We start from the raw sequence: 12,785 nt of genomic DNA on the forward strand, positions 1-12,785 counted from the left end.
CAAGGACTGGCGACGCGTCGCAACTCGATACGACAGGTGCCCGAAGGTGTTTCTGTCAGCCATCGCACTCGCCGCCACCGTGATCTATTGGCTGTGAGTCCTGACCCTAAATATGGTCGCGGCGGTTCAAAAATAGCAAAGAAAGAACTGTTTGACGAATTTGGCGTTACTCCCAATCAAATAAAGCATTGGGTCACTTGGTCAAACGGAAGACAGAAGCGTTAGGTCCCAACAAGATTGTAATTGGGACTGAACACCTTTTGAAAGCACGCGAAATTTGGTGATGTTGATGGGCATGGCAATCGAAAGGATGCACCATGCAAACCGCAACTCAGAAGCAAACCGAATTCCTCACAGGGCCGCAGGTCCAAGCGCGCTACCAGAAATCACACGTCACGATCTGGCGGTGGGTGCGCGACGCTGAACTGAACTTTCCGCAGCCGATCCAGATCAACCGCCTGAACTACTGGCGCTTGTCCGATCTGGAAGCGTGGGAAGCAAGCCGCGAGGTGGCGGCATGAACCTCAACCTGTCTGACCTTCCCGACGAGGCCGTCGAAAAGCTGAAATCGCTTTCGCGTCGTGAATTCGAGTTTCTTTCTATCGACGCAGCGCAGATGCGCGAGAACGAGGCTAAAGCCAAGTTGCCGAGCGATCCGATGGAAGCGGCAAAGGGTGCCAATGCGTGCCTGATCCGTAGCGATACCATGATCGACGTTGACGACGCTGCGGGCTTTGTCGAATCCGTTTTGGAGATTGCCAGCACCGCGTTGGCGAACCCCGACTTTGACAATACGGACGCAACGAACCTGCACCGGATCATGCGGGCAGCGGTGGATGCGCAGCGCGCCAGTATGAGCAACACACGCGAGGCAAACGAACGCCTGCGCGCGGCGCTGCAACCCGCCAATCTGCCCGAGATCGATAACCCGTCAAAATAAAAAACCCGCCCGCAGGGGCGCGGACGGGGCAGTTACAGGATTCACAAGAAGGGTTCTTGGGTCCTTAGCTTTAGCACCGCCCGCCACCTTCGGCAATATCCCGAGGTTAAGGCATGAAGAAAACAACTAGACAGGCCCGCCGAGCATGGGCCGCAGAACGCCGCAAATTCATCAAGCGCGGACATATCTATCACGTCGAATTCCAGCATGACGACTGGTGCGCGATCTACACAGCCGAGCGACTTTGCAACTGCGACCCCGACCGCGTTCTAAAGGACGACCGAGGCCGCGTGCTGGCCCGCGTCGAGGGGGCGGGGTTTTACGACCCGCTCGAACTGGTGGAGGGCGCGCGATGAGGCAACTTCAAATCAGAATGTTGATGCGCGTTCACGGGCTGACCGAGGCCCAGGCATCCGCGCTTTGCGCCCTGATCTGGGGGTAGGCCAATGAATGTGCAAGACACCTTTCCGACTACCGCCGCCGCTGCACTGGAATGCGCCGCCGCTGCACTGGAATGCGCCGCGCGTGGCTGGCATGTGTTTCCCGCCCGGATCAAGGACGGCAGCAAGCGCTCATACGTTGCAGGCAAAGCCAACGGCGGCGCGCGCTGGGGGGCGACAACCGACCCTGAAACGATCCGCTCTTACTGGCAGCAATTTCCCGAGGCGCTGCTGGGTATCGCCACCGGCACGGATAGTAGGTTTTTCGTGATCGACGCAGACACGCCCGAAGGCCACGACAAGGATGGCGTGGGCACGCTGCGCGGCTGGATCGAGGAACATGGTGCCCTGCCGCACACAATTGAGGCCACGACGCCGAGCGGCGGCTGGCACATCTATTTCCGCTGGCCCGATGATCTGGATATCCGCAACAGCGAAAGCAAACTGGCATCCGGTATCGACGTGCGGGGCGATGGCGGAATGGTGCTGGCACCGCCAACGATCAAGCCGGGCACCGGCAAAGCCTATAGCTGGAAAAATCCCCCCGGTTTTTTCGAATTGGCCGATTGCCCGGAGTGGCTTTTGAGCCGGATACGCCAAGCCCAGATGCCGAAGTTATCAGAGCGGGCCAGTCCCGCGCGCGTTCAGATCGACACCGGCGGCGCGACCGCATGGGCCGACAAGGCACTGCAAGGAGAACTTGCAAAGCTGCTGGCAGCGCCAGAAGGCGCGCGCAATGCAGCGCTGAATCGCTGCGCCTTCAATCTGGGGCAGATCGTGGCCGGGGGCGGCTTATCCGCAGATATGGTAAAGGGACGCATGAGCGCTGCCGCAGCGGGCATCGGGCTGGAAGCGGGCGAGAGTGCCGCAACTATTGAAAGCGGCTTTCAGGCGGGCGCAGCGACGCCGCGCGGACCAAAAGAGCGAAGCACGGGCGCAGGGGCGGCGACAGCGGACCAAAAGCCGCGTCCGAACGCGCCCGACGACATCGACCTGAGCCAAGACGCATTGGCGAGCGATCTGGGCGCGCGTAGTTTCGACCGCGACGCCCGGCACGTCGCAAGCTGGGGCAAGTGGCTTTTCTGGGATGGCACCCGATGGCAGATTGACGACAAGTTGGACCACCTGACCCGAACGCGCGCCTTCCTGCGCGAGCGGGCTGTTGATCTGACAGATTGGGCCGAACGCAAGGCCGCTAAGATCGACGACACGGAAGGCGAGGACAAAGGCGACAAGCTGCGCCGATGGGCCAAGGATCAATCCCGGACCATGCGCAGTAAGAACACTGTTGCAGCCGTCGAAAGCCTAACCAGATCGAACCCGGCAAGCGTGGTGCACCCCGACGCCTTCGACGCGAACCGTCTGCTATTGGGAACGCCCGGTGGCACCGTGGATCTGCGCACGGGTAATCTGCGCCAAGCCGAACGCGGGGACATGATAACCAAGCTGACCGCTTGCCGACCTGCTGAACCCGGAACGAGCCCGGAACGGTGGCTGACCTTCCTTCACGAGATTTTTGACGGTGACGCCGAACTTGTAGAATTCATGCAGCGCGTGGCGGGCTATGCGCTGACCGGGCTGACGACGGAACACAAGCTGCTGTTTCTCTATGGCACGGGCCGCAACGGCAAGTCGGTATTCCTGAACACCCTGACCCACATATGGGCCGACTACGCCCGCAGGGCCGCTGCTGAGACGTTCCTAAACACGCAAGGCGACAAGCACGCCACCGGCTTGGCGGGGCTACAGGGCGCGCGGCTGGTGGCGGGGAGTGAATTGCCAGTTGGCAAGACTTGGGACGAATCCGTCATCAAGGACTTAACCGGCGGGGATCGCATGACCGCCCGTTTCATGCGCGGGGACTTCTTCGACTTCGACCCGCAACTGACCCTGATGATTGCAGGAAACAATCAACCGTCTTTCCGTGGCGTTGATGAGGCTATTCGCGCTCGCGTCGTGCTCGTGCCTTTCCTTGTCACCATACCGCCTGAGAAGCGAGACAGGGGCTTAGCTGACAAGTTGAAGGCGGAAGGGCCGGAAATTCTGCGATGGGCCATAGAGGGGGCACTGCATTGGCTCGAAAAGGGGCTGGATGTGCCCGCCAAGGTTGCGGCGGCATCGACCGAATACATGGATGACGAGGACACGTTGGGGCAATTCCTGATCGACGCGACGATGACCGATCCGGCTGGCTTTGTGACGACAACGGACCTGCACGAACAATTCAAATTCTGGTGCGAGAAACAAGGGCTTCACGCTTGGACGCTGCACACGTTGCGTAAGGAACTCAAATCAAGAGGTTTTCAGGACCACCGACGCCCACACGGACGGGGATTTATCGGGCTGAAAATTCGGTGAATGACACTTATGACGCTTTCGTCCTTATTGACCGTATAGGGAATTTTCAAACTTATTTCTCTATACGGTAGATATGGGGCCAAGCGTCATAAGCGTCATATGCACCGCTTGACGGGTTCGCATTGGACTTAATGGAAAATTCAGCCCAACTTCACGGTTTTTTCTACTGAACTGGGTTCGGTTCCCAATATGAACGCCGAATTAACGTGATGAATCAATGATTACAAAGCGTTGATGTGCAATACTTCTGTAAACCGCCCTACAATCTGCCCTTAAGGCGTAACAAAGGCCGCAAGTAGCATGGCAAAAGCACCACCACCGCCAGAGTTTAGAACGCGCCGGGGAACTGGTGCGGTTGTCTTGGCTGGCGTTGATGGCCGTTCGATGATGGCGCGCCGCTTTCGTGAAATCACAACCGGGATTGAAACCGACCTTGGCGGCGATCTGACCGAGGCGCAGCGGCAACTATTGGCACGGGCTGCAACGCTGGCGTGCTGGTGCGAGGAGCGCGAGACGGAACTTGCAAGCGGTGCAGAATTCGATGCAGCGGAATACGCGACCATCTCGAACGCACTGCGCCGCCTGCTGGCCGATCTGGGGCTTGATCGTCTTGCGCGGGACGTGACGCCACACCTTGCTGACTACATCAACCGAGGGGCAGGCCATGCGGATGGATGAAAAAGCGGCCAAGGAACGCCGCGCCGCACGCGTGGAAAAGCGAAAGTCTTTAGCTGAGGCGGATAAGCAGCGCGCTAAGGCAGAGCAGATTGCCAAGCTGGAAACGGCGCGCCGCATCAACGCAAGGGTCGAGGCAACCCCGCGCATAATCGAGGGCGGTCGATGACAGCCACCATTATCGACGCAATGACCGACCGGAAGCTATTTGGCGACACGTTCGGCGGTGACAGTTTCGAAGGATGGCGCGCGCTCTTGGCGGGCTTCTATGGGCTGGAACTGGACGACACCGGGGCAGACACCTTCAAGACGCTGACAGGCCGCACAGGAGCGCCCACGGGGCCGCATGATGAACTATGGCTGGCCGTAGGGCGCAGGGGCGGCAAGAGCCACGTTGCGGGGCTTCTGGCAATCTATGAGGCTTGCTTCACGGATCACCGGGACAAGTTGGCACCGGGCGAGGTTGCAACTTGCATGGTCATTGCCAGCGACCGGCGACAGGCGCGGGCCGTGATGCGCTACATCTCAGGGCTGGTGAATGAAAACCCGATGTTGCGCCGCTTGGTGTTGCGCGAGAACTCCGAAGCAATCGAATTCACCAACCGCGCGGCAATCGAGGTTCACACGGCATCGCACCGGGCGGTGCGGGGCTACACCTTGTCGGCTGCGATACTGGACGAAATCGCGTTCTGGCACATTGAAGGTGCAAACCCAGATGTTGAGATCGTCGCGGCGCTGCGCCCTGCACTGGCGACGCTTGGCGGTAAGCTGGTGGCGTTGTCATCGCCCTACGCGCGGCGGGGCGTGTTGTGGAACGCATACAAGCGGCACTTTGGGCATGACAGCCCGGTGCTGGTGGCGCAGGCACCAAGCCGAACCATGAACCCGCTCTTGCCGCAACGTGTCATCGACGACGCGATGAAAGACGACGCCGCACGGGCATCGGCGGAATACCTTGCGCAATTCCGGTCAGACATTGCGAGCCTGATCAACCCGGATTTGATCGAACAAGCCACCCGGCCCAAGCCCAAGGAGCTGCCGTTTGCGAGTGGCACCCGATACGTGGCGTTCACCGACCCGGCGGGCGGCGGTGCGGATGAATTCACCGTTGCAATAGGCCACCGGGATGGCGACGCGGTTGTTGTCGACGCGGTGCGTGGCCTGCACGGTTCACCGGCTGAGATTGCGAAGGAATACGCGGGCTTTCTGAAAAGCTACGGCATTCGGCGGGTGACAGGCGACCGATACGCGGGCCGATGGCCGCGCGATGAATTTGAAAAGCACGGGATCACCTATGTCGTGTCCGAACTGGACCGGAACGGGCTTTATATCGAATTGCTGGCCGCGATGAATTCGGGGTCATTGGAATTGCCACCCGATCAGAAGCTGGCCCGACAGTTGGCAGGGCTGGAGCGCCGCACGGGGCGCAGCGGTCGAGACATGATCGACCACCCACCCGGTGGACATGACGACTTGGCAAACGCGGTTGCGGGGCTGGTGACGGTGGCACAGTCGCGGCGCGGAACCCTCAAAGTAACCCCACTACCATTTTAGAAAGAAAGGAAAGACCATGAAGTATTCGAGGCCAATCAAAGCAATCCTGGAGCGCGAAATTGCCCGTCTTGAGGGGCGCAACTACGATGGCCCAACGCGGGTCATCGGGGAAATCGGGCGGCTGCACAGTGCCGTCCAATCGCTGGAAGGCGTGGCGTTGAACCGCAACCCTGCCGACAATGACGCATTGCACATGAAAAAGACGCATGACGCGGGGGTGAAGCTGCAAAAGGCGGTGGAAGCGACACGGCAGCGGGCCAATGACATCTTGAACGGCCATACTGCTCGACTGAGCGAAACGCTCTTGGAGCGCGCCGGCTTGAAGCCACCGGAAAGCTTGCCTGACATCATGCGGCAATCGGAGTTTCGCGCGGTAGTGCGTTCGATGGACGCTGAGGACCGGCGCGAGGTCATGCGCGTTGCAGTGAAGGAAAAGAAAAGCGAAATTCTAAGCGCGTTCTTCAACGCCGACCCGCTGGTGACGGGGATGGATCCGAAATTCATGCGCGAGATGCGGACATCTTACGAGCACGCCGTTGCACCTGACGTTGTGGGGGAGTTGGAAACGCTTATAGAGACTGACAGCGCGCTGAACGCCGTGGCACGATCTGCCGAGAAGGTAGCGAAGGATTCGCAGGACGAAAGGGCCGTTGAAGCATTCATTCGGGCGCAAGAAGCAGCCGAACAGGCTAATCAGTCTTTTTCGTCAGCGATTCAGGAGTAGGGCCGCATATTACGACAAATCAGGGAGCCACCGCTGCCAAGAGCAGCGACTGATCACCTGATTTGCCTGTAAGCCTTAACAGTTTTTCCGCACCTTCTCACGCTCGATGGATTGAATGTGACCTTTGGTGACAGCTATCTTGGTTTCATTGTCTGCGCCCGACATGCTGGAAATTGGCAGGCCTAAAAGAAACACCCCCCAAGCATCGCCACTGGCTGCCCTGTTCTGGCTAGCACTCAAGTTTGTCAGAGCTTGAGTATATCGAAGCTCTGCGTCTGAAAGTTGTGCGCAGGAATATCCCCGGTATTCATTGCTACCTACTTCGACAGCAGCGATTTGATCTGGCCGCGGTGCGCATGCCGCTACGGTGACTAAAGTAGCGGCTGCAATTGCAATTCGTATTTTCATAATTTCCCCAGTGTTCAGAGAAACATACGCTCACAAAAGGATTGCTGCGAGTCAATCAAGAGACGCCATGCGAGAGCGGCTAGCCGTCTTTTTTGTTGCTAAAATGTCTAATTCATTAAGGGCAGATTGAAGGGCAGCTTTGTTCGCAAGCGCTCAACAAAATTTATAAAAAACAGTATCTTATGAGCTTATCTGGAGCGGGTAACGGGAATCGAACCCGTAACTAAAGCTTGGGAAGCTGCCGTGATACCTTTTCACCATACCCGCCGTGCCTAAGGTGGTAGCACCTGGGCTGGCAGGTATTCAAGGTCAAAACGCGGCGACGCAAGGCACTGCGGGCCGGGGCTTATCCGCCCCAGCTGCGCACTGCGCCGCAGTCCATGTGAACGAAGTTCGAGCGCGAGTATTTGCCAACTCCGCCGGCGCGGCAGGCAATCGCCGCCTTGCCCACTTGCCCGACCGAGCGCGACCCGAGGCGCAGATCGGCGGCCTGACCTTGGAGGTGAAGCGAATTCTTGGCGACCCCGCCAGAACGGCTGCGCAGCATGGCGTTCGTCTTGGGGCTGCGGTAGCCGGACAGCAATGTGTAGGGCTCGGACGTGTTCAGCAGATTGTGCGAGGCGACCATGATGTCGACGGTGCGAATGTCGATCGCCTTGACGTCGTTGGTGCGCCAGTCCCGCATGAAGGCTGAAATCTCGTTCACGGCCTCGCGGATGTATTCGCCTTCGATCCAGTAGATCGTATCGATACGCTCGCCCGTGCGGGGCGAGACCATGCGCAAGCGGCGAATATCGCCCGCCCCGCGCAAGAACCCGAATGCGTTTGCATTGGATGGAGCCGCAACAAGTGCGGTTGCCGCGAATGCGCCCAAGAGCGCACGCCGCGACAGGCTGGTCGTCGTTGATTCAGTCATTGATTTGCCTGTCCGTCGCTTCAATTTCTACCCCCGCTTAACGCGGGCGTTCATCTTCCCCCAGATGAGAATTTAGCTATGACACATTAAGATTCGCTAACCAAGCAAAGGGTTCCCAATTTTCTTTTAGGCAATGGTTTTCGGCGCAAATCCGCGCAATTGCCAGTCATCGTGGCCCTCATGCCATGGTCTTGCCGCAAAGATGCCGTCGAGGATGTATCTGACCGTGCCGCTCCTGGGCGCCGCCGCCGGGGTGATGCGTTTTGGTCTCAGACGCAACCAGAGGCGGCATATCACGCAAAAGTTTATGGACAATCGCGCATGCAGGCTGCTGAGTGGTAAGGCTGCACACTTACGACCAAGGTTTTCGACCGCCGGGGGATATCATGACCATTGCCGCTTTTTTCCAGACCAAGCCAAAAGCGCGCGCTGCGTTCTTTACCGCTATCGCCGCGCTGATGATCCTGGGCGCGCCACACCCCGCAGTGGCGGGCGTCACCGCGTTCAAACAGGCGGTCGCAGAGGGCGCCGCGCGTGATGACGGGCTGGCGGCGCATTATCGGGCGAATGGGTTTGACGCCATCTGGACCGCACAGGACGAGGTGGGACGCGCCCGCCGCCAGGCACTGATGCAGGCGATCGACGATGCTCCGGCGCATGGTCTGCCTGCCAGCCGCTATGATGCGCCGCGCCTCATGGCGATGATGCGCGCCGCGCGCACGCCGCGGGATCTGGGCGCGGTTGAAGTCGAGATGTCGCGCATCTTTCTGCGGCTTGCCCACGACTTGCACACCGGGATGCTGACGCCCTCCCGCATCGATGCGAGCATCGTGCGCAAGGTGCCCCTGCGCAGCGATGAAGACCTGTTGACCAGCTTTGCGTCGAGCGATGGCCCGCCCGCCGGTTTCTTTCGCGCATTGACGCCAAAGTCCGGGGAATATGCCCGCCTCATGCGAGAGAAGACGCGCCTTGAAGAGGCGCTGGCGACCGGGGGCTGGGGCGCGCAAGTGCCCGCCGCTTCGTTGGCACCCGGCGAGTCGGGGCCTGCGGTGATCGCGCTGCGCGACCGTCTCATGCGCATGGGCTATCTGGAACGAACGGCATCCGGCACATACGACATCGCCATGCAGCAAGCAGTGCAACAATTTCAGTCGGCGCATGGTCTGGTCGCCGATGGCACCGCCGGGGCCTCGACCATGAACGAGATCAACGCGCCGATTTCGGCCCGCCTGCCGATGATCCATGTCGCGATGGAGCGCGAGCGCTGGCTGAACAAGCCACTGGGCGAGCGTCACATCCTCGTCAACCTCGCCGACTTCAGCGCCCGCATCATGGATGACGACAGCCTGACCTTCGAGACGCGTGCCGTTATCGGCAAGGATACTTCGGGCCAGCGCAGCCCCGAGTTTTCCGACGAGATGGAGTATATGGAGATCAATCCCGTCTGGCACGTCCCGCGCTCGATCACGGTCAAGGAATACCTGCCGCAGATGCAGCGCAATCGCGGCGCGGTCAGCCATCTGAAACTCTACAATTCACGCGGCCAGCAGGTCAGCCGGGCGAATGTGAATTTCAACGCCTACTCGGCTCGCACCTTTCCCTTTGCTCTGAAACAGCCGCCCTCGAACCGCAATGCGCTGGGTCTGGTCAAGTTCATGTTTCCCAACAAATACAACATCTATCTGCACGACACCCCGTCCAAGGACCTTTTCAACCGGAATGTGCGCGCGTTCAGCCACGGCTGCATCCGCCTTCAACGCCCCTTCGATTTCGCCTATGAGATCCTGTCCAGACAGGAAAGCGATCCCAAGACGTATTTCGACACGATCCTGAATTCAGGTCGCCAGACCCAAGTGCGCCTCGATCAGCACATCCCGGTGCATATCATTTACCGCACCGCGACCGTCCCGGCCAAGGGCCCGGCGCAATACCGCCCTGACATCTATGGTCGGGACGGCCGGATCTGGGAAGCGCTGCAACAGGCAGGGGTTTCGCTGCCTGCCGTTCAGGGATAGATATCGCCCCCGAAAGGCTGTCGCCAAGCTGAGGGGTGCGTCCATGTCCTATACGATCGCAGAAATCGCCAAGGCGCTTGGCGCAACGGCCCTGGGGGCCACGGATATTCGCGTGGACGCCTTGGCCGAGCCTGCGGATGCGGGCCCGGCCGACATGGCGCTGGCGACCAAGCCAGAGTATGCTGCGGCCCTCCCACAAGGCCGCGCGCGCGCCGCGCTGATCTGGGAGGGCGCCGATTGGCATGCGCTGGGGTTGGAAGCGGCCATCGTCGCGCCGCGCCCACGCTTTGCGATGTCGGGCCTCACGCGGATGATGGACCTCGGCGAGGGCTGGGGGGATGGCATCCACCCGTCTTCGGTCATTCATGAAAGCGCCGTATTGGGCGAGGATGTGCATGTTGGGCCGCTATGCGTGATCGGCGCCGGCGCGCAGATCGGTGCAGGCTGCCGGATCGGACCACAGGTCACGATCGGTGCGGATGCGCGCATCGGTGAGGGCGGATTGATCCGCGAGGGAGTGCGCATTGCCGCGCGGGTGCGCGTCGGCGCGCGTGTCATCATGCATCCCGGCGCGGTGTTGGGCGGCGATGGCTTCAGCTTTGTCACGCCTGAAAAATCCGGCGCCGAGGCCGTCCGCGAGACGCTGGGCGATCAAGGTGGCGCCACCGCACAGAGCTATGTGCGCATCCATAGCCTTGGCTCGGTCCGACTTGGCGATGATGTCGAAATCGGCGCAAACACCGCGATAGATCGGGGCACCGTGCGCGATACAGTCATCGGCGACCGGACCAAGATCGATACGCTGGTGATGATCGCGCATAATGTCGTCGTTGGCACCGATACCTTGCTGTGCGGGCATGTCGGTATCGCGGGATCGTCGCGCATCGGCAACAACGTGGTGCTTGCCGGGCAGGTGGGCGTCGGTGACAACCTTTTTGTCGGCGACAACGTCATTGCGGGAGGCGGGACCAAGATCCTGTCGAACGTGCCTTCAGGCCGCGTCATTCTGGGCTATCCGGCTATGAAGATGGACGCCCATATCGAGATGTACAAACAGATGCGCCGCCTCGGACGGCTCGTCTCGGACGTCGCAACCCTCAAGAAATCGGTTTTCAAGTCCGGCCAGAGTGACTAGATGAAGCGAGCCCCGAAGTCGGGCTCGGGCGTCCAAGGAGACCTTGCATGAGTATTCCTGATCGCGTGATCACCATCATCGCCGAGCAGGCCATGTTGGAGCCGTCGGATGTGGCGCTGGACAGCACGCTGGAGGATCTGGGCGTCGACAGTCTGGGTCTCGTCGAAAGTATCTTTGCCATCGAGGAAGAGTTCGACATCACCGTGCCTTTCAACGCGAACGAGCCGACGGCAGGCGATTTTGACATCTCGACCGTCGGCGCCATCGTCGCAGGGGTTCAGCGGTTGGTGGCCGAGCAGTCGTGAAGCGCGTCGTCATCACCGGCGCGGGCACCATCAATGCGCTGGGGCAGGATGTGCCGTCGACGCTGGCCGCCATGCGCGAGGGGCAATGCGGCATCAGCGATCTGGAGTTCCGCGATGTCGAGCGGCTTGCCATTCGCATCGGCGGGCAGGTCAAGGGATATGATCCCGACACTGCCTTCAGCCGCCAGCAACTGGCGCTTTATGACAGGTTCACCCAGTTTACTTTGATTGCCGCCCGCGAGGCGGTCGAGCAGTCGGGCCTTGAATTCACCGACGAGCTGGCGCTGAAAGCGGGCGTCGTTCTGGGCAATTCCGGTGGCGGCATGACGACGCTGGATGAGAATTACCGCACCGTCTATGAGGACGGCAAGAACCGGGTTCATCCCTTTGTCGTGCCCAAACTGATGAACAATGCCGCAGCAAGCCATGTGTCCATGGCCTGGGGGCTGCGCGGGCCCAGCTTTACCGTGTCGACGGCTTGCGCATCGTCCAACCATGCGATGGCGCAGGCGTTCCAGATGGTCCACGGCGGGCTGTGCCCGGTGATGCTAGCCGGGGGATCGGAGTCGATGCTGTGCTTTGGCGGGGTCAAGGCGTGGGAAGGCTTGCGCGTCATGTCCCGCGATGGCTGCCGGCCGTTTTCGGCCAATCGCAACGGCATGGTTCAGGGCGAAGGCGCGGGCATTTTCGTCTTCGAGGAATACGAACACGCGCGCGCGCGCGGCGCCGTGATACTCGCCGAGGTGGCCGGATACGCCATGACATCGGATGCATCGGACATCGTGATGCCCTCCAAGGAGGGCGCAGCGCGCGCCATTTCAGGCGCCTTGCGCNAGGTGGCCGGATACGCCATGACATCGGATGCATCGGACATCGTGATGCCCTCCAAGGAGGGCGCAGCGCGCGCCATTTCAGGCGCCTTGCGCGATGCGCGCATCGCGGCCGAAGAGGTGGGATACATCAACGCTCACGGCACCGGGACCGCTGCCAATGACAAGACCGAATGCGCCGCCGTCGCTGACGTGTTTGGCCGCCACGCGGACAAGCTGATGATATCCTCGACCAAATCAATGCATGGCCACCTTATCGGCGGCACCGGCGCGGTCGAGCTTCTTGCCTGCATCATGGCACTGCGGGACGGTGTCATCGCGCCCACCATCGGCTATGATGAGCCGGACCCCGAATGTGCGCTCGACGTCGTGCCCAATGAGGCGCGCGAGGCACATGTCGATGTCGCGCTCAGCAATGCGTTTGCCTTTGGCGGGCTGAACGCGGTGCTGGCGCTGCGCCGGGCGGGGTAGGGCGCGCAGCTGGC

Annotated in this window: 14 protein-coding genes, 1 tRNA gene and 1 pseudogene; 13 read left to right on the forward strand and 3 right to left on the reverse strand. The window is 60.5% G+C overall.

All coding sequences use genetic code 11. From position 1 onward, the window contains the following. The 9 genes and pseudogenes from V8352_RS11230 to V8352_RS11270 all read left to right on the forward strand — a co-directional run. Positions 1-97 (forward strand): annotated as a pseudogene (locus V8352_RS11230) (IS5/IS1182 family transposase); the annotation flags it as partial. Positions 98-317: 220 nt separating this feature from the next. Beyond that, positions 318-521: a helix-turn-helix transcriptional regulator gene (locus V8352_RS11235; RefSeq protein WP_336424387.1), complete on the forward strand. Its 204-nt coding sequence runs from the start codon at positions 318-320 to the stop codon at positions 519-521. After that, positions 518-940, forward strand: a complete 423-nt coding sequence (locus V8352_RS11240) for a hypothetical protein (RefSeq protein ID WP_336424388.1) — start codon at positions 518-520, stop codon at positions 938-940. Before V8352_RS11235 ends, V8352_RS11240 begins: the two co-directional genes overlap by 4 nt. A gap of 113 nt (positions 941-1,053) precedes the next feature. After that, a complete protein-coding gene (locus V8352_RS11245; protein ID WP_336424389.1) occupies positions 1,054-1,296 on the forward strand; it encodes a hypothetical protein in 243 nt (80 codons plus the stop codon). 90 nt (positions 1,297-1,386) lie between these two features. Further along, a complete protein-coding gene (locus V8352_RS11250; RefSeq protein WP_336424390.1) occupies positions 1,387-3,738 on the forward strand; it encodes a phage/plasmid primase, P4 family in 2,352 nt (783 codons plus the stop codon). Between the two features lie 300 nt (positions 3,739-4,038). Continuing rightward, a complete protein-coding gene (locus tag V8352_RS11255) occupies positions 4,039-4,416 on the forward strand; it encodes a hypothetical protein (RefSeq protein WP_336424391.1) in 378 nt (125 codons plus the stop codon). Then, positions 4,409-4,582, forward strand: coding sequence for a hypothetical protein (locus V8352_RS11260; protein WP_336424392.1), 174 nt, complete (start codon positions 4,409-4,411; stop codon positions 4,580-4,582). Before V8352_RS11255 ends, V8352_RS11260 begins: the two co-directional genes overlap by 8 nt. After that, positions 4,579-5,967 (forward strand): hypothetical protein, encoded by a 1,389-nt coding sequence (locus V8352_RS11265; protein WP_336424393.1) that lies wholly within the window; start codon positions 4,579-4,581, stop codon positions 5,965-5,967. The genes V8352_RS11260 and V8352_RS11265 overlap by 4 nt, the downstream gene beginning before the upstream one ends. Positions 5,968-5,983: 16 nt before the next feature. Next, entirely contained in the window at positions 5,984-6,691 is a 708-nt protein-coding gene (locus V8352_RS11270; RefSeq protein WP_336424394.1) for a hypothetical protein, read from the forward strand. 75 nt (positions 6,692-6,766) lie between these two features. Here the strand turns inward: V8352_RS11270 and V8352_RS11275 are convergent, their stop codons facing one another. The 3 genes from V8352_RS11275 to V8352_RS11285 all read right to left on the reverse strand — a co-directional run bounded on the left by V8352_RS11275 (position 6,767) and on the right by V8352_RS11285 (position 8,015). Continuing rightward, the gene (locus V8352_RS11275) at positions 6,767-7,099 is read right to left on the reverse strand and encodes a hypothetical protein (protein ID WP_336424395.1); all 333 of its coding nucleotides are present in this window, start codon (positions 7,097-7,099) and stop codon (positions 6,767-6,769) included. A gap of 193 nt (positions 7,100-7,292) precedes the next feature. Continuing rightward, positions 7,293-7,366 (reverse strand) — tRNA-Gly (locus V8352_RS11280). Between the two features lie 79 nt (positions 7,367-7,445). After that, complete coding sequence (locus V8352_RS11285; RefSeq protein WP_336424396.1) at positions 7,446-8,015, reverse strand: YcbK family protein; 570 nt, start codon at positions 8,013-8,015, stop codon at positions 7,446-7,448. Positions 8,016-8,401: 386 nt separating this feature from the next. On the opposite strand from V8352_RS11285, the gene V8352_RS11290 reads away from it, so the two are divergent. The 4 genes from V8352_RS11290 to V8352_RS11305 are packed head-to-tail and all read left to right on the forward strand — an operon-like array spanning position 8,402 to position 12,771. After that, positions 8,402-10,030, forward strand: coding sequence for a L,D-transpeptidase family protein (locus V8352_RS11290; RefSeq protein ID WP_336424397.1), 1,629 nt, complete (start codon positions 8,402-8,404; stop codon positions 10,028-10,030). A 43-nt stretch (positions 10,031-10,073) separates the two neighbouring features. Beyond that, positions 10,074-11,165, forward strand: a complete 1,092-nt coding sequence (gene lpxD, locus V8352_RS11295) for a UDP-3-O-(3-hydroxymyristoyl)glucosamine N-acyltransferase (RefSeq protein WP_336424398.1) — start codon at positions 10,074-10,076, stop codon at positions 11,163-11,165. Between the two features lie 47 nt (positions 11,166-11,212). Then, entirely contained in the window at positions 11,213-11,470 is a 258-nt protein-coding gene (locus V8352_RS11300; RefSeq protein WP_336424399.1) for an acyl carrier protein, read from the forward strand. Beyond that, on the forward strand, positions 11,467-12,771 hold the full coding sequence (locus tag V8352_RS11305) for a beta-ketoacyl-[acyl-carrier-protein] synthase family protein (protein WP_336424400.1): 1,305 nt from the start codon (positions 11,467-11,469) through the stop codon (positions 12,769-12,771). Before V8352_RS11300 ends, V8352_RS11305 begins: the two co-directional genes overlap by 4 nt. Positions 12,772-12,785 lie beyond the last annotated feature (14 nt).

This window comes from Roseovarius sp. D0-M9 (assembly GCF_037083805.1).
Classification (GTDB): Bacteria; Pseudomonadota; Alphaproteobacteria; order Rhodobacterales; family Rhodobacteraceae; genus Roseovarius.

Coding starts and splice junctions, on each gene's coding strand:
- V8352_RS11235 (WP_336424387.1), top strand. CDS start 318: ATGCAAACCGCAACTCAGAAGCAAACCGAATTCCTCACAGGGCCGCAG.
- V8352_RS11240 (WP_336424388.1), top strand. CDS start 518: ATGAACCTCAACCTGTCTGACCTTCCCGACGAGGCCGTCGAAAAGCTG.
- V8352_RS11245 (WP_336424389.1), top strand. CDS start 1,054: ATGAAGAAAACAACTAGACAGGCCCGCCGAGCATGGGCCGCAGAACGC.
- V8352_RS11250 (WP_336424390.1), top strand. CDS start 1,387: ATGAATGTGCAAGACACCTTTCCGACTACCGCCGCCGCTGCACTGGAA.
- V8352_RS11255 (WP_336424391.1), top strand. CDS start 4,039: ATGGCAAAAGCACCACCACCGCCAGAGTTTAGAACGCGCCGGGGAACT.
- V8352_RS11260 (WP_336424392.1), top strand. CDS start 4,409: ATGGATGAAAAAGCGGCCAAGGAACGCCGCGCCGCACGCGTGGAAAAG.
- V8352_RS11265 (WP_336424393.1), top strand. CDS start 4,579: ATGACAGCCACCATTATCGACGCAATGACCGACCGGAAGCTATTTGGC.
- V8352_RS11270 (WP_336424394.1), top strand. CDS start 5,984: ATGAAGTATTCGAGGCCAATCAAAGCAATCCTGGAGCGCGAAATTGCC.
- V8352_RS11275 (WP_336424395.1), bottom strand. CDS start 7,099: ATGAAAATACGAATTGCAATTGCAGCCGCTACTTTAGTCACCGTAGCG.
- V8352_RS11285 (WP_336424396.1), bottom strand. CDS start 8,015: ATGACTGAATCAACGACGACCAGCCTGTCGCGGCGTGCGCTCTTGGGC.
- V8352_RS11290 (WP_336424397.1), top strand. CDS start 8,402: ATGACCATTGCCGCTTTTTTCCAGACCAAGCCAAAAGCGCGCGCTGCG.
- lpxD (WP_336424398.1), top strand. CDS start 10,074: ATGTCCTATACGATCGCAGAAATCGCCAAGGCGCTTGGCGCAACGGCC.
- V8352_RS11300 (WP_336424399.1), top strand. CDS start 11,213: ATGAGTATTCCTGATCGCGTGATCACCATCATCGCCGAGCAGGCCATG.